This is a genomic window from Oceanicella sp. SM1341 (genome assembly GCF_003448965.1).
GTDB lineage: Bacteria > Pseudomonadota > Alphaproteobacteria > Rhodobacterales > Rhodobacteraceae > Paroceanicella.
Map to the genome: position 1 here is coordinate 180,348 of NZ_QRGC01000004.1, position 14,419 is coordinate 194,766.

A 14,419-nucleotide genomic window follows, 5' to 3' on the forward strand; every position below is an offset into this window, starting at 1 on the left:
TTGATATCAATATGAATCAGCAAGACCAAAGCGCCCCGGCCTGCCAGGCAGAGCACGGTGCGCGGGACAAGGGCCCCGGCAGGGCCCGCCAAAAGGGAGGCTGCCGCCATGACACGGATCGCATCGCGGGATGACTGGCTCACCGCGCGCCGCGCGCTTCTGGCCCGGGAGAAGGAGCACACCAGGGCGCGCGACGCGCTGGCGGCGGAGCGTCTCGCCCTGCCCCGGGTGCGCATCGACACGCCCTACCGCTTCGAGACCCGCGAGGGCGTGACCGATCTCGCCGGGCTCTTCGCCGGGCGCAGCCAGCTCATGGTCTACCATTTCATGCTGGGCCCGGGCTGGGAGGCGGGCTGCACCGGCTGCTCCTTCCTCGCCGACCATTTCGACGCCATGCTGCCGCATCTCGAGGCGCATGACGTGACGCTCACCGCCGTCTCCTCCGCGCCGCTGGCCGGCATCGAGGCCTACCGGGCGCGCATGGGCTGGCGCTTTCCCTGGGCCTCCTCGGCCGGCAGCAGCTTCAACCGGGACTTCCACGTGAGCTTCACCGAGGCCGAGCTCGCCTCCGGCGCGGTGGACTACAATTTCCGCGCCACGCCGGCGGAGAACGCGGCGCGCGAGCTGCCGGGCATCAGCGCCTTCGAGCGCGGGCCGGATGGCGCGGTGCTGCACAGCTATTCGAGCTACGCCCGCGGGCCGGAGGAGCTGATCGGCACCTACATGATGCTCGACCTCGCGCCGAAGGGCCGCAACGAGGCAAACATCATGGACTGGGTGCGCCGGCACGACGAATACGAGACCGCCCCCGCCGCGGCCTGCTGTCATGGCGGCTGAAGCGGGGCTCGCCCCCCTGCCCGCGCAGGCCCTGGCCGATGCCCTCGATGCGGAGGTGGCAGGCGGGCGGGCCTGGGGCGCGGTGGCCCTGGTGTCCGGGCCGGACCGCGCGCATCATGTCTTCTGCGCCGGGCGCATGGGGCCGGGCGGCGCCCCGCCGATGCGCCCGGACACGCTGTTCCGCATCGCCTCGATGACCAAGCCGGTGCTGGCCGTGGCGGCGCTGGCGCTGGTGGAGGAGGGGGTGCTCGCGCTCGATGCCCCGGTCTCGCGCTGGCTGCCCGAGCTCGCGGAGATGCGCGTGCTGCGCCACCCCGACGGCCCGCTCACCGACACCGGGCCCGCCGCGCGCGCCATCACCCTCGACGACCTGCTCACCCTGCGCTTCGGCCAGGGCGCGATCATGGCGCCGCCGGGAAGCTGCCCGATGCAGGCGGCGCTGGAAGCGGCCGGGCTCGCCCCCGGGCCGGACCCGATCCGCACCCCGCCCGACGCGTGGATGGCCGCGCTCGGCGCCCTGCCCCTGCGCCACCAGCCCGGCGCGGCCTGGGCCTATCACACCGGGTTCGACGTGCTCGCGGTGCTGCTGGCCCGGGCCGGGGGCGCGCCGCTCGAGGAGGTGCTGCACCGCATCGTGTTCGGCCCGCTGGGGATGGCGGACACCGGCTTCCACGCGCCCCCCGACAGGATCGACCGGCTGTCCTCGGCCGCCCGGCCCGGGCCCGGCGGCACGCTCGCGCTGCACGACCCCGGCGCGGGCGGCGCGCACGCGGCGCCCCCGGCCTTCCCCTCCGAGCTCGTCTCCACCGCGGCCGACTACGCCCGCTTCGCGCGCATGCTGCTCGATCACGGCGCCTTCCCCGGCGGCCGGGTGCTCTCGCGCGCGAGCGTCGACGCGATGCTCACCGACCGGATCACCGACGCGCAGAAGGCGCGCTCGCCCTTCTTCCCCGGCTTCTGGGAGACGGGGGGCTGGGGCTTCGGCATCGGCATCGGAAAGGGCGGGCGCCACGGCTGGGAGGGCGGCTTCGGCACCAGCTTCCGCATCCACCCCGAAGCCGGCCGCCTCAGCATCCTGCTCACCCAGCGGATGATGACCTCGCCGCAGGATGTCGCCGCCTTCGAGCGCTTCCACGACCTCGCCCTGAACCGCTGAACCCCGCTTCACCGCCCCGCTGACCCACCGAGGAGACTGCACGTGACTTCTGCCAACCGTTTCGTCTGGTACGAGCTGATGACCAGCGACCTGCCCGCCGCCGCCACCTTCTACACCGGGGTGCTGGGCTGGGACATCCGTGACGCCGGCATGCCGGACTTCGACTACCGCCTCGCCTCCTCGGCGGGCGGCATGCGCGCCGGGCTGATGGGCACCCCGTCCGAGGCGCAGGGCATGCCGCCCTTCTGGTCCGGCTACGTGGGCGTGACGGACGTGGAGGAGATGTCCGACCGGCTGAAAGCGGCCGGCGGCGCCGTCCACCGCCCGGCAACCGACATCCCCGGCGTCGGCCGCTTCGCCGTGGTGGCCGACCCGCAGGGCGCGATCTTCTGCCTGTTCCAGCCCAATGACGGCACCGATGGCAGCGGCCCGCCCGCTCCGGAGGACGAGGCCGGCACCGTCGGCTGGCAGGAGCTCTACGCCGAGGACATGCCGGCGGTGACCGGCTTCTACGAGACCCTGTTCGGCTGGCGCCTCGACACGCTGATGGACATGGGCGAGATGGGCGGCTACCAGATCTTCCTCCAGAAGGACGACGTGCCCGGCGGCATGATGACCCGGCCGGCCGCCGTGCCCCGCCCCTGCTGGCAGTACTACTTCCGGGTGAGCGCGCTCGACGCCGCCGCCGCCCGCATCACCGAAGGGGGCGGCACGGTGCTGATGGGACCCCACCTCGTACCCGGCGACACCTGGGTGCTGCAGGCGACCGACCCCCAGGGCGCGCATTTCGGCCTGCTCTCCGCCTCGCGCTGAAACGCTCTTCACGATCCGCCTCTCCCCTGTTGCAACGGCCGGGGAAGGCGCCTAACCTCCTGCTCATCCGTTGGGGTGCCCGGGCACGGGCTGAGAGATGCGATCAGCGCATCAACCCATCGAACCTGATCCGGTCAGTACCGGCGTAGGGAACGGGTTTCAGAGCGGCAGCAGCCCCCGGGGCGCAGCCCATCGTCTCACCGCCTCCTTTGCCAGACCCGGATCGCGCAAAGGAGGAAAGGTCATGACTGACCCCCTGAGGACCAACGCCGTGGCCCGCGGCCAGGCACCGTCCCGCGCCCCCGCCCCGCCGGCGGCGCGGCGGCCGGGGCGCACCGAGCCTGTGGCCGGTCCGGCCCGCGGGCCGGGGACCGTGCGCGGCGCGCGGAGCGGCGGCGGGCGCCGCGCATGAGCGTCCGCGCCACCATTCTGGGTGCCGGCGTGGCCGGGCTCACGGTCGCGAGCGAGATCGTCGCGCGCGGGGGCCGGGTCGAGATCATCGACCGCGCCGGCCCGCCCGGCCCGCATGGCTGCTCCTGGTGGGCGGGCGGCATGCTCGCCCCTTGGTGCGAGGCCGAGAGCGCCGAGGAGCCGGTGCTGCGCCTCGGGCAGGAGGCCATCGGCTGGTGGGAGCGGCACGCAGGCGGGGTCACCCGCGCCGGCACGCTGGTGCTCGCCCTCTCGCGCGACGGGGGAGAGCTGGAGCGCTTCGCCCGCCGCACATCGGGCCATGAGCGGCTCGACGCCCCCGGCATCGCGGCACTCGAGCCCGACCTTTCCGGCCGATTCCGCCGCGCCCTGTTCTATCCCGGCGAGGGCCATCTCGCGCCCCGCGCCGCCCTCGACGCCCTGCGCGCCCGGCTGGAGGCGGCGGGGGTGGAGATCCGCCGCGGCACCGCGCCCGACCCCGCCACCACCCTGATCGACTGCCGCGGCCTCGCCGCGCGCGATGCCCTGCCCGACCTGCGCGGCGTGAAGGGCGAGATGCTGGTGCTGCGCTGCCCGGACGTGAGCCTCTCGCGCCCGGTGCGCCTCCTGCACCCGCGCATCCCGCTCTACATCGTGCCGCGGGGCGACGGGGTGTACATGCTCGGCGCCACCTCCATCGAGAGCGCCGAGCGCGGGCGCATCACCGCGCGCTCCATGCTCGAGCTGCTGAGTGCCGCCTATGCCCTGCACCCCGCCTTCGGCGAGGCCGAGATCCTCGAGATCGGCGTCGACGCCCGCCCCGCCTTTCCCGACAACCTGCCGCGCCTGCGCCGCCGGGGCGACACGCTCTTCGTGAACGGGCTCTACCGCCACGGCTTCCTGCTGTCGCCCGCCATGGCGCGCATGGCCGCCGACCACCTGTTCCACACCGAAACCCGACCGGAGATGATGGATGAAGATCTTCCTCAACGGTGAGCCGCGCGAGATCCGCGCCACCCGCCTCGACGCGGCCCTCACCGAGCTCGGCTACGGCGACGCCCGTGTCGCCACCGCGCTCGACGGCGCCTTCGTGCCCGCCCCCGCCCGCCCCGATACCGCCCTCGCCCCCGGCTGCGCGCTCGAGGTGCTGGCCCCGATGCAGGGAGGCTGAGCATGCGCACATTCTACGGAGAGACGCTGGAGAGCCGGCTGATGCTGGGCACCGCGCAATACCCCTCCCCCGCCATCATGGCCGAGGCCTTCCGCGCCAGCGGCGCCGGGGTGGCCACCGTGTCGCTGCGCCGCGAGGCGGGCGGGCCCGGCGGGCTCGCCGGCCAGGATTTCTGGGCGCTGGTGGAAGGCATGGGCACCCGCATCCTGCCCAACACCGCCGGTTGCCACACGGTGAAGGAGGCGGTCACCACCGCCCACATGGCGCGCGAGATGTTCGGCACGCCCTGGGTGAAGCTCGAGGTGATCGGCCATACCGACACGCTGCAGCCGGATGTCTTCGCGCTGGTGGAGGCGGCGGAGATCCTCACCGCCGAGGGCTTCCGCGTGTTCCCCTACACCACCGAGGACCTCGTGGTGGCCGAGCGCCTGCTCGCCGCCGGCTGCGAGGTGCTGATGCCCTGGGGCGCGCCGATCGGCTCGGGGCTGGGGCTATCGAACCTGCCGGGCCTGCGGGCGCTGCGCGCGCAGTTCCCCGAGGTGCCGATGGTGATCGACGCCGGCATCGGCCTGCCCTCGCACGCCGCACAGGCCATGGAGATGGGCTATGACGCGGTGCTGCTCAACACCGCCGTGGCGAAGGCCGGAGACCCCGCCGCGATGGCCCGGGCCATGGCGCTCGCCGTCGAGGCCGGCCGGGCCGCCTTCGCCGCCGACCCGATGGAGCCGCGCGACATGGCCGCCCCCTCCACCCCGCTGATCGGGAGGGCCTTCCTCGCATGAGCACGCTCGACCGCTTCTACCCGATCTTCGACAGCGCCGCCTGGATCGCCCGCATGCTTCCCCTCGGCATGCGCCTCGTGCAGCTGCGCGTGAAGGACGCCGGGCCCGACACCCTGCGCGCCGAAATCCGCACCGCGCGCGACCTCTGCGCCGCCGCCGGCGCCGTGCTGGTGGTCAATGACCACTGGCAGATCGCCATCGAGGAGGGCTGCGATTTCGTCCACCTCGGGCAGGAGGACCTCGATGAGGCCGACGTGCCCGCCATCCGCCGCGCCGGCCTGCGCCTCGGCCTCTCCACCCATGACGAGGCCGAGCTGGAGCGCGCCCTCTCGCATGGCCCGGATTACGTCGCCCTCGGCCCGGTCTACCCCACCATCCTCAAGAAGATGCGCTGGGAGCAACAGGGGCTGGAGCGGGTGGCCGAGTGGAAGGCCCGCGTCGGCGCCACCCCCCTCGTCGCCATCGGCGGCATGAGCGTGGAGCGCGCGGAGGGCGCCTTCGCCGCGGGGGCGGACATCGTCTCGGTCGTCACCGACATCACGCTGAACGCCGACCCCGAGGCGCGGCTCGGCGCCTGGGTGGAGGCGACGCGATGAGTGCGCGCTACGCCCGCCAGCAGATCCTGCCGGAGGTGGGGGACGCCGGCCAGGCCCGCATCCGCGCCGCCCATGCGCTGGTGATCGGCGCCGGCGGCCTCGGCGCGCCGGTGCTGCAATATCTCGCCGGTGCCGGCCTCGGCCGCATCACCCTGTGGGACCCCGACCGGGTGGAGACCGGAAACCTGCACCGCCAGGTGATCTTCTCCGCCGCCCATCTCGGCCGCTTCAAGGCCGAGGCGGCGGCGGAGGTCTGCGCGGCACTGAACCCCGACTGCACGGTCACCCCCGTGATCGGCAGCATCGACCCCGGCACGGTGGAGGCGGCGCTCGAGGGCACCGACCTCGTGATCGACTGCGCGGACAGTTTCGCCGCGAGCTACACCGCCTCCGACGCCTGCCTCGCGCGCGGGCTGCCGCTTTTCAGCGGCTCGGTGCTCGGGCTCTCGGGCTACGCGGGCGGCTTCTGCGCCGGCGCGCCCTCGCTGCGCGCGGTCTTCCCCGACCTGCCGGAGCGCATGGCCTCCTGCGCCACCGCCGGCGTGCTGGGCCCCGCGGTGGGGGTGGTGGGCTCGCTCCTCGCCCAGCTCGCGCTCAGCCATGTGCTGGGCCTCAGCCCCTCCCCCCTCGGCCGGCTGGTGAGCTGGGACGGCAGCGCCCTGCGCCTCGGCGGCTTCCGCTTCGACGGCGCGCCGGAGCCCGCGCGCGCGCCCCGCTTCATCGCCCCCGCCGCCATCGCGAGCGGCGATTTCGTGGTCGACCTGCGCGAGGCGGAGGAAGCCCCCGTGCCCGCCACCCCCGGCGCCCTGCGCCTTACCGTGCCCGATCTCGGCGCGAGCGGCCCGCTGCCCGGCCCGGGCCAGCGCGCGGTGCTCTGCTGCCGCTCCGGCCTGCGCTCCTGGCAGGCCGCCAGCCGCCTCGCCGCGCGCTGGGACGGCGAGATCGTGCTCGTAGCCCTCGGCGAAGCCACCCCCGAAAACACCTGAAAAACCGGAGAAACGCCCCATGAAACCCCTCGTCCTCGCCCTCGCCCTGCTCGGCGCCGGCCCCGCCGCCGCGGCCGACCATCTCACCCTCATGCTGGACTGGTTCGTGAACCCCGACCATGGCCCGATCATCATCGCGCAGGAGAAGGGCTATTTCGCCGAGGAGGGTCTCGAGGTGGAGGCCATCGCCCCGGCCGACCCCTCGGACCCGCCCAAGATGGTCGCCGCCGGCCGGGCCGATATCGCCGTCTCCTACCAGCCGCAGCTGCACCTGCAGGTGCACGAGGGCCTGCCGCTGGTGCGCGTCGGCACGCTGGTCGCGACCCCGCTCAACTGCCTGCTGGTGAAGGCCGACGGCCCGATCGCCAGCATCGCCGACCTGAAGGGCCGGCGCGTGGGCTTCTCCGTGTCCGGGGTGGAGAGCGCGCTGCTCACCGCCATGCTCGGCTCCGGCGGGCTCACCGCCGATGACGTGGAGATGGTGAACGTGAACTGGTCGCTCTCGCCCTCGCTGATGTCGGGGCAGGTGGATGCGGTGATCGGCGCCTTCCGCAATTTCGAGCTCAACCAGATGGCGCTGGAGAACGTGCCCGGCCGCTGCTTCTACCCCGAGGAGGCGGGCGTGCCGGCCTATGACGAGCTGATCTACGTCGCCAACCCCGAGCGGATGGACGCAGGCCTGATCTCCCGCTTCCTCGCCGCCACCGAGAAGGCGGTGCAGTTCATCGTGAACCACCCCGACGAGGCCTTCCGCATCTTCGCGGCCACCGCGCCCGAGCTCGACGACGCGCTCAACGCCCGCGCCTGGGCCGACACGGTGCCGCGCCTCGCCCTGCGGCCCGCGGCGCTCGATTCCGGCCGATACGCGCGCTTCGAGGCCTTCATGGCCGAGGCGGGGCTGATCGAGGGCACGCTGCCGGCCTCGCGCCTCGCCCTCGACCCCGGCGCGCTGGCGGAGGCGGCGGAATGATCCCGGTGCACGCAGTCGCCCCGGGCATCTCCGGCCCCGTTTCGCTGGTCGCCGCCCGGGCGGCCCTCGTCCCTCGCGCAGAGGGGCCCGGCCGATGAGCACGCATCCCGATTACGGCGCCGCCTTCGCGGCCTGGCGCGCGGCGGCGGGCGCGGACTGGGAGCGCTACGTGCGCCATGCCTTCGTCGCGGGGCTGGGGAACGGCGCGCTGCCCCGGCCGGCCTTCCTGCACTACCTCGCGCAGGATTACGTGTTCCTGTTCCACTTCGCCCGGGCCTGGGCGCTGGCGGCGGCGAAGGCGGAGCATCTCGACGAGATGCGCCTCGCCGCCCGCACGCTCGACGCGCTGGCCAATGACGAGACCCGCCTGCACGTGGAGCTCTGCGCCGCCGAGGGCATCGACGCCGCCGCCCTCCTCGCCACGCCCGAGGCGCCGGAGACCCTCGCCTACACCCGCTACGTGCTGGAGGCGGGCTGGTCGGGTGATCTCCTCGACCTGCTCGCCACGCTGGCGCCCTGCGTGCTCGGCTACGGCGAGATCGGCGTCCGGCTGGCGCGCGAGGCCGCGCCGGGCACGCCCTACCGGCCCTGGATCGACACCTACGCCGGCGAGGCCTACCAGCAGACCTGCCGCGAGGTGGGCGCACTCACCGACGCGGCCATCGCCCGCCGCCTCGGCCCCGGCGCCACCGCGCTGCCGCGCTGGCAGGCGCTGAGCGCGCGCTTCACCACCGCGACACGGCTGGAAGGCGCCTTCTGGGACATGGGCCTGCGGGGGCATCCGTGAGGAGTGCGGCATCCCCGAGCCGCGCACGCGGCCGCCCCTCTCACCGCACGCCGGCAGAAGCGCAGCGCCGCCGCTCGGCCGGAACGCTCCCTCCCGGGCATCGGACTGCGGTGACACCCGCGGCGCAGGCGGCATGGGGGGGGCAGCGGCACGAGCGCCTCGCCCTCCGCACGCCGGCAGAAGCCCCGAATCGCCACCCCGCCGGAACGCCCCCTCCCGGGCATCGGACCGCGGCGAAACCCGCGGCGCAGGCGAGATCAGGGAGGCGCGCCGCTCTGCGTGCGGCGGCAGGAGCACGGCCTCTGCACCCGGCCGGAAAGCGCCTTCTGGAAGGTCTGTCCGTGGGGGCACCCGTGACGCAGTGGGACTGCGGGAGCACGGGAGACAGGCGCAGGAGCCTCCGCGCGCCGGTGGAATTGCAGCGGATGACCGCCCCGGGCAACCGCCTCGGTGACGGTCCGGCCGGCCGGCGGCAGCGCGCTGCCACACCGGCCACGCCCTCTGCGCAGACCAGCCGGGCCACCGGGGGTGCGGCGTGACGGCGCAAGGCATCACCCTCGCCGGCCGGGAGCGCCGGGTGGCGGCGCCCGGGCTCACCCTCGAGGGGCGCGGCGTGCTCGAGGAGCGGGCGCTGTTCGGCCCGCTCACGCTGGCGCTGCCGGCCGGGCGCTGGACCTGCCTGCTCGGGCCCTCGGGCGCCGGCAAGTCGACGCTGCTGCGGCTCATCGCCGGGCTCTCCACCGCCGTGCGGCTGGAGGGCACGGTGCGGGCGGAGGACAGCGCCCCGCTCGCCGGGCGCATCGCCTACATGGCCCAGACCGACCTGCTCTGCCCCTGGCTCGACGTGCTGGGCAATGTCACCCTCGGCGCCCGGCTGCGCGGCGAGCGGCCGGACAGCGCGCGGGCCCGCGCGCTGGTCGACGCCGTGGGCCTCGCGGGGCGCGAGGCGGCCCGGCCGGCGGCGCTCTCGGGCGGGCAGCGCCAGCGGGTGGCGCTGGCGCGCACGCTGATGGAGGATTGCCCGGTGGTGCTGCTCGACGAGCCCTTCTCCGCCCTCGACGCCCGCACCCGCGCCGAAATGCAGGCGCTCGCCGCCCGGCTGCTGGCCGGGCGCACGGTGCTGCTCGTCACCCATGAGCCGGGCGAGGCCGTGCGCCTCGCCGACCGGCTGCTGCTGGTGGAGCGCGGCGGGCTGAGCGACATGCCCCTGCCTGACGCCCCCCCGCCCCGCGCACCGGACGATGCGGGCACGCTCGCAGCACAAGGCCGGCTGTTCCGCGCCCTGCTCGGCGAAGGGGCACCGGCATGAGCGCCGCACCCGGGCTCGCGCGCCGCCTCGCGCCGGCGGGGCTGGCGGGGCTCGGCATGCTCGCGCTCTGGCAGGGGGTGGTCTGGGCCGCGGCCCCGCCGCCCTTCATCCTGCCCGGGCCGGAGGCGGTGGTGCGCGCGCTCGGCGGCAACGCGCGGCTGATCGGCGGCCACGCCCTCGCCACGCTGTGGGAGGTGCTGGCCGGGCTGGTGCTGGGCGCGGGCTTCGGCGCCGCCACGGCGGTGGCGCTCGCGCTGTCGCGACCCGCGCGGGTGCTGGTGATGCCGGTGCTGGTGCTGAGCCAGGCGGTGCCGGTGTTCGCTCTGGCGCCGCTGCTCACGCTCTGGCTCGGCTACGGCATGCTGCCGAAAGTGGCGATGGCGGTGCTCATCGTCTACTTCCCCGTCGCCTCCGCCTTCCTCGACGGGCTGATGCGCACCGACCCCGGCTGGCTCGACCTCGCGCGGATGATGCGCGCCCGGCCTGCGCGGGTGATGTGGCACCTGCGCATCCCGGCGGCGCTGCCGGCGCTGGCCTCCGGCCTGCGGCTCGCGGCGGTCTACGCGCCCATCGGGGCGGTGATCGGCGAATGGGTGGGGGCCTCGCGGGGGCTGGGCTACCTCATGCTGCTCGCCAACGGGCGGGCGCGGATCGACCTGATGTTCGCAGCCCTGCTGGTGCTGGTGCTGCTCACCCTCACCCTGCGGCTGGCGGTGGGGGCGCTCTGCCGGCGGCTGGGCTGACGCGGCTCAGCGCCGGCGCAGCGCGCTGGGGGCCACGCCCTCCACCCGGCGGAAGGCGCGGGAGAAATCCGAGAGGTGGCGGTAGCCCAGGCGCTGCGCGATCTCGCCCAGGGCGAGGTCGCCGCGGCGCAGGTACTCGCGCGCCGCGGCACTGCGGGCGCGGTCGAGCTCGGCGCGGAAGCTCAGCCCCTCCGCCCCGAGCCGGCGGCGCAGCGAGCGCTCGGAGAGGCCGAGCCCCGCCGCCACCCCGGCCTGGCTGAGCGGGCCCCGGCCCATCGCCTCCAGCAGGGCGGCGCGCAGGGCGGCGGCGAAATCGGCCTCGCCCGGCGGGGCGCCCGGGCTGAACGCCGCGCCGCGCGTGAGCGCCCCGGGCCGCAGCGCCAGCGCCATCGCCGCCTCGGGCCAGGCGAGGTAGTTGCTGCCGCCGCCGTAGACGCAGGGCAGGCCCGCCACCCGGTCGACCCGGCCGAGCGCGCCGGCGGGCTCATGCTCGAAGACCACCGCCTCCGGCCGCAGCGTGCCGCTGCCGGCAGCGCGGGCGAGGCCGTCGAGAAAGCCGAAGGTGAACTCCACGTCACGCGCGCGCGGCCAGATGGCGGGGTCGAGCACACGGTACTCCACGGTGACCAGCCCCGCCTCGACCCCCAGCCGCACCACCGCACCGGACTGCAGCCGCCCGATCTCGCCCACCACACCGGTGAGGGCGGCGCCCAGCGGGAGGCCGGGGCGCAGCATGGGGAACATGCCGGCGGCGGAATTGCGCGCGAAGGCCCGGCCGCAGCGCCAGAGAAACCCCGGCCCTCCCTCGGCATCGCCCGCCGCCTCGAGCAGGCGGACGAACTGGCCGAGCTCGTGCGGACCGCCGGCCTCGGGCCCGGGCAGCAGCCCGACGCCCGCACGCGCGCCGAGGGCCGCCATGTCGAGCCCCGCGGCGCGGAACTCGCGCGCGAGCCCGGCCAGCACGCGGGCGTCTATCTCTCCGAAGAGCGGCGGGGTGGTGAGGTCTCGCATGGCAAAGCCCCCGGTGTGTGAGAGGCCGAGCCTAGGCCGGGGCCGGCGGAGCGGTCAATCTCCGGTGCCGCGCGCAGGCCAGCGGACGCCGGGGGTGCCGCGACGCCGCTCGTGCCGGGCGCGGCCGGCCGGAACGCCTTCGGCAGGTCGGGGCCGCGCGATGCTGGTGCCGCCCGCGCGGTCTTGCGCATTCACCGGAAGCGCATCCGGCCCGCGCGTGCGAAATCCGGCAGTCGGGTCGCCTGTCCTGTCGGCGGGGCCGGGAATCGCATGCCGGGCCGGCCGCGGCGGAGACGGCTCATCGCCGGAGGTCCCCCGCGCAGGGTCCGGCCGTCGGACGGTCACCGGCCCGCGCGACGGCACGCCCGGGGGGATGGGGCGCCGGCTCGGGAGGTGACCTGAGGCAATCTCCGCCGCGCCCGCAGGAAGACGCCTGCCGTCCCATCCCGGCTGCGCCGGTGCGGCGCGACCGCGCGCCGACGGGACTGCACCGGGCGGACACGTGCGGATTGCCTCGGCGCAGGCCGCCCGCCGCGGCGGCGCGGATGCATGACCTCACCCGAAGTCCCCGGTTCCGGCTGCGCGCGCCAGACGGTCACCGCCTTTCGCGACGGCGGACCCGGGCAGTGCCGGGCGGCGACCAGCGGGCCGCCGCGATGAAGGCGAAGGGGCCATGCTCCCCGGGGCGAACCGGGCCAGGGGGCGTCCCCCGGGCGGCGCGAGGCCGCCCGGGGTGTCGTGTCAGGACGGGTCGCGCACCGTCATCGAGGGGTTGTGGGCGAAGAAGTTGAACGGCATCAGCGTGAAGCCCTTCCACATCGTCGGCATCACCGGCCAGTCCTCCATGCGCGGCACGTGGTGGAAGCCCATGGTGAACCAGGTGACGATGTCGGTGTCCACGATCGGCCGGTCCTGCGCCACCCAGGCGCCCAGCGTGTCGGAGCCGTCGGACTGGAAGGCGTATTCCCCGCCCGCGTAGCGCTCGGCGGCGGAGTAGGGCGTGGTCCAGATCGTGTAGTCGATGTAGGGGTTGCGCCGCGCCGGGGGGTCGTTCTCGGTGTCGAGGGGCGAGTAGGCCACCGAGTTTCCGGGGTTGATCATGTAGCCCGGGTGATGGCCGAGGCCGCTCTCCCTGCCCATGTTCGCCACGTGGTACATGGCCGGCGTGGAGGGGTTGATGCGGTAGCGGCCCTCGAGCTCGGTCTTCGGCATCACCGTCTCCGTCACCCACATCGAGCGGCGCGGCAGGCCCTCGGGCATCTCGGCGGGCACGAGGCCGGTGCGCATGAAGCTGTTGGACTGGCCGTCGATGTCGAAGTCGAGGCGGAAGTTGAAGAAATGGTCGTGGTTCGGCGCCACGAGGTTGGGCGCGATCAGCGTGCCGTAGCGCGTGTCCGCCTCCGCCGTTTCGGAGGACATCGAGGTGGCGGCCACGCCCTTCACCGCGTCGAGCCCGGTGGCGCCCACCATCACCCGCATGTTGCCATTCTGCTCGAACACGTAGTCGATCAGGTAGTCGTAATTGCCCACCTCGGAGGCGGAGCGGACCACGAGTTCGCTGGCCGGGCGGCCCTCGGCGGGGGTGAACTGGTCCGGCGTCTGGGCGAAGATCTCGAAATGCCGCCACACCGGGTCGCCGATGTTGCGCTCGAAGATGCACACCGCGTCGGGGATCTCGACCGGCGAGCCGTCATCGGCATGCACCACGGCCGGCAGGAAGGTGGCATAGGCCGGGCAGTCCACGCCCGCGTGCAGCGGGCTGAGGAAGATGCCGAAGCCGTATTCGCCGCTGTCCATGTAGGTGCGCCAGTACCAGCCCTCGTCGGGGTCCATGTAGGGCACGAACACTTCCGAGAGATGCGCCTGGTAGAGCACCTCGCGCCAGGTGCCGGCATCGGTCACGCCGATCTCGGAGAGCACCACGCCGGGGCGCTTGTCCACCCGCCAGCGGAAGCTCCACATGTCCCAGGTGACCTTCGAGCCCTCGATCTCGTAATTCGGCCCGCCCTCCTGGCCCAGCATGGCGGGGCGGGTCTCGGGGCGCAGCTCCATGTCCTCGCGCGCGGCGATCTCGTCCTGCGTGTAGCCCCAGCCGTCCTGCGGCACCGGCACGGCCCCGGTGTCGACCACGTCGACCACTTCCTGGCCCTTGAGGTCGACCACGGCGAACAGGCCCTCCACCGGCTTTGCGTAGAAGTTCGACGAGGTGGGGTTCACGTAGCAGGGCACCTTCATCAGGCGGCGGCCTTCCTCCTCCGGCAGGCCGAAGGCGCCGGCGGTGAGCGGCAGGCAGAACACGTCCTCGGGGGTGAGGTCGCGCTTCGCCAGCCCCTCCACGAATTCCGGTGCGCCGAGGGCGAGGTCCATCGCGCCGATGAATTCCTCGAGCAGCAGCATGGTCTCCTCGGTGGCGGGCTCCCAGTCCGAGACGGTGCCGGCGGCGATGTCGACCACGCCGCGGAACATGCCCTCGGCCGTGGTGACGTTAACCAGGGCGGCGCGCGGCTCGGCATCGCCCTCCGACCAGGCCATGACGACGGATTTCTCCGGCTCCTTCAGCTCGATGAGCGGGTAGCGGCTCTCGGGCGTGGCCTTGCCGTCGGCGTTGAGGATCTCGACGACGCGGGTGATTTCCTCGGGGGTGAGCCCGTCGAGCGGGTGGGCCTGGGCCGTGCCGGCGGCAGCGAGAGCCAGCGCGGCGGCGGCGCCGAGCCGGGTGATTGCGGGAAGGGTCATGGGGTGCCTTTCCTGTTCTGATGTCCCTGTTGGCGGCGCGGGCCGGGGCACGCGCCGGAAGGGCAGTCTAGCAGCAGGAGGCGCTGCGGATTTAGCATTTCCGGCCAGCGGAAC

14 protein-coding genes and 1 riboswitch are annotated in these 14,419 nt (G+C 74.3%); of the genes, 12 read left to right on the plus strand and 2 right to left on the minus strand.

Annotated features, from left to right (window positions below):
* The first annotated feature begins 108 nt into the window (after positions 1-108).
* From D3P35_RS06135 to D3P35_RS06190, 12 genes are all read left to right on the plus strand, one after another.
* Entirely contained in the window at positions 109-837 is a 729-nt protein-coding gene (locus D3P35_RS06135) for a thioredoxin family protein (RefSeq protein ID WP_118133593.1), read from the plus strand.
* On the plus strand, positions 827-1,993 hold the full coding sequence (locus D3P35_RS06140; protein ID WP_118133594.1) for a serine hydrolase: 1,167 nt from the start codon (positions 827-829) through the stop codon (positions 1,991-1,993). The genes D3P35_RS06135 and D3P35_RS06140 overlap by 11 nt, the downstream gene beginning before the upstream one ends.
* A 42-nt stretch (positions 1,994-2,035) precedes the next feature.
* Positions 2,036-2,806, plus strand: a complete 771-nt coding sequence (locus D3P35_RS06145) for a VOC family protein (protein ID WP_232830400.1) — start codon at positions 2,036-2,038, stop codon at positions 2,804-2,806.
* Between the two features lie 61 nt (positions 2,807-2,867).
* A riboswitch (TPP riboswitch) is annotated at positions 2,868-2,975 on the plus strand.
* A gap of 239 nt (positions 2,976-3,214) precedes the next feature.
* Positions 3,215-4,210, plus strand: coding sequence for a glycine oxidase ThiO (thiO, locus tag D3P35_RS06150; protein ID WP_118133595.1), 996 nt, complete (start codon positions 3,215-3,217; stop codon positions 4,208-4,210).
* Positions 4,188-4,385 carry a sulfur carrier protein ThiS gene (gene thiS / locus D3P35_RS06155; protein ID WP_118133596.1) on the plus strand — a complete coding sequence of 66 codons (198 nt, stop codon included), beginning with the start codon at positions 4,188-4,190 and terminating at the stop codon, positions 4,383-4,385. The genes thiO and thiS overlap by 23 nt, the downstream gene beginning before the upstream one ends.
* Positions 4,386-4,387: 2 nt before the next feature.
* Positions 4,388-5,167, plus strand: a complete 780-nt coding sequence (locus D3P35_RS06160) for a thiazole synthase (RefSeq protein WP_118133597.1) — start codon at positions 4,388-4,390, stop codon at positions 5,165-5,167.
* Positions 5,164-5,763: a thiamine phosphate synthase gene (locus tag D3P35_RS06165; protein WP_118133687.1), complete on the plus strand. Its 600-nt coding sequence runs from the start codon at positions 5,164-5,166 to the stop codon at positions 5,761-5,763. Before D3P35_RS06160 ends, D3P35_RS06165 begins: the two co-directional genes overlap by 4 nt.
* A complete protein-coding gene (locus D3P35_RS06170) occupies positions 5,760-6,749 on the plus strand; it encodes a HesA/MoeB/ThiF family protein (RefSeq protein WP_198670484.1) in 990 nt (329 codons plus the stop codon). Before D3P35_RS06165 ends, D3P35_RS06170 begins: the two co-directional genes overlap by 4 nt.
* Before the next feature lie 19 nt (positions 6,750-6,768).
* On the plus strand, positions 6,769-7,719 hold the full coding sequence (locus D3P35_RS06175) for an ABC transporter substrate-binding protein (RefSeq protein ID WP_118133598.1): 951 nt from the start codon (positions 6,769-6,771) through the stop codon (positions 7,717-7,719).
* A gap of 94 nt (positions 7,720-7,813) precedes the next feature.
* Positions 7,814-8,506: a TenA family protein gene (locus D3P35_RS06180; protein ID WP_118133599.1), complete on the plus strand. Its 693-nt coding sequence runs from the start codon at positions 7,814-7,816 to the stop codon at positions 8,504-8,506.
* Between the two features lie 535 nt (positions 8,507-9,041).
* Positions 9,042-9,815: an ABC transporter ATP-binding protein gene (locus D3P35_RS06185; RefSeq protein ID WP_370030336.1), complete on the plus strand. Its 774-nt coding sequence runs from the start codon at positions 9,042-9,044 to the stop codon at positions 9,813-9,815.
* Entirely contained in the window at positions 9,812-10,558 is a 747-nt protein-coding gene (locus D3P35_RS06190; protein ID WP_118133600.1) for an ABC transporter permease, read from the plus strand. The genes D3P35_RS06185 and D3P35_RS06190 overlap by 4 nt, the downstream gene beginning before the upstream one ends.
* Before the next feature lie 6 nt (positions 10,559-10,564).
* On the opposite strand, the gene D3P35_RS06195 is transcribed toward D3P35_RS06190, so the two are convergent.
* Positions 10,565-11,569 carry an AraC family transcriptional regulator gene (locus D3P35_RS06195; protein WP_118133601.1) on the minus strand — a complete coding sequence of 335 codons (1,005 nt, stop codon included), beginning with the start codon at positions 11,567-11,569 and terminating at the stop codon, positions 10,565-10,567.
* Positions 11,570-12,310: 741 nt separating this feature from the next.
* The gene (locus D3P35_RS06200; RefSeq protein WP_118133602.1) at positions 12,311-14,305 is read right to left on the minus strand and encodes a tyramine oxidase; all 1,995 of its coding nucleotides are present in this window, start codon (positions 14,303-14,305) and stop codon (positions 12,311-12,313) included.
* Positions 14,306-14,419 lie beyond the last annotated feature (114 nt).

Coding starts and splice junctions, on each gene's coding strand:
- D3P35_RS06170 (WP_198670484.1), top strand. CDS start 5,760: ATGAGTGCGCGCTACGCCCGCCAGCAGATCCTGCCGGAGGTGGGGGAC.
- D3P35_RS06200 (WP_118133602.1), bottom strand. CDS start 14,305: ATGACCCTTCCCGCAATCACCCGGCTCGGCGCCGCCGCCGCGCTGGCT.
- D3P35_RS06195 (WP_118133601.1), bottom strand. CDS start 11,569: ATGCGAGACCTCACCACCCCGCCGCTCTTCGGAGAGATAGACGCCCGC.
- D3P35_RS06180 (WP_118133599.1), top strand. CDS start 7,814: ATGAGCACGCATCCCGATTACGGCGCCGCCTTCGCGGCCTGGCGCGCG.
- thiS (WP_118133596.1), top strand. CDS start 4,188: ATGAAGATCTTCCTCAACGGTGAGCCGCGCGAGATCCGCGCCACCCGC.
- thiO (WP_118133595.1), top strand. CDS start 3,215: ATGAGCGTCCGCGCCACCATTCTGGGTGCCGGCGTGGCCGGGCTCACG.
- D3P35_RS06160 (WP_118133597.1), top strand. CDS start 4,388: ATGCGCACATTCTACGGAGAGACGCTGGAGAGCCGGCTGATGCTGGGC.
- D3P35_RS06140 (WP_118133594.1), top strand. CDS start 827: ATGGCGGCTGAAGCGGGGCTCGCCCCCCTGCCCGCGCAGGCCCTGGCC.
- D3P35_RS06175 (WP_118133598.1), top strand. CDS start 6,769: ATGAAACCCCTCGTCCTCGCCCTCGCCCTGCTCGGCGCCGGCCCCGCC.
- D3P35_RS06190 (WP_118133600.1), top strand. CDS start 9,812: ATGAGCGCCGCACCCGGGCTCGCGCGCCGCCTCGCGCCGGCGGGGCTG.
- D3P35_RS06135 (WP_118133593.1), top strand. CDS start 109: ATGACACGGATCGCATCGCGGGATGACTGGCTCACCGCGCGCCGCGCG.
- D3P35_RS06165 (WP_118133687.1), top strand. CDS start 5,164: ATGAGCACGCTCGACCGCTTCTACCCGATCTTCGACAGCGCCGCCTGG.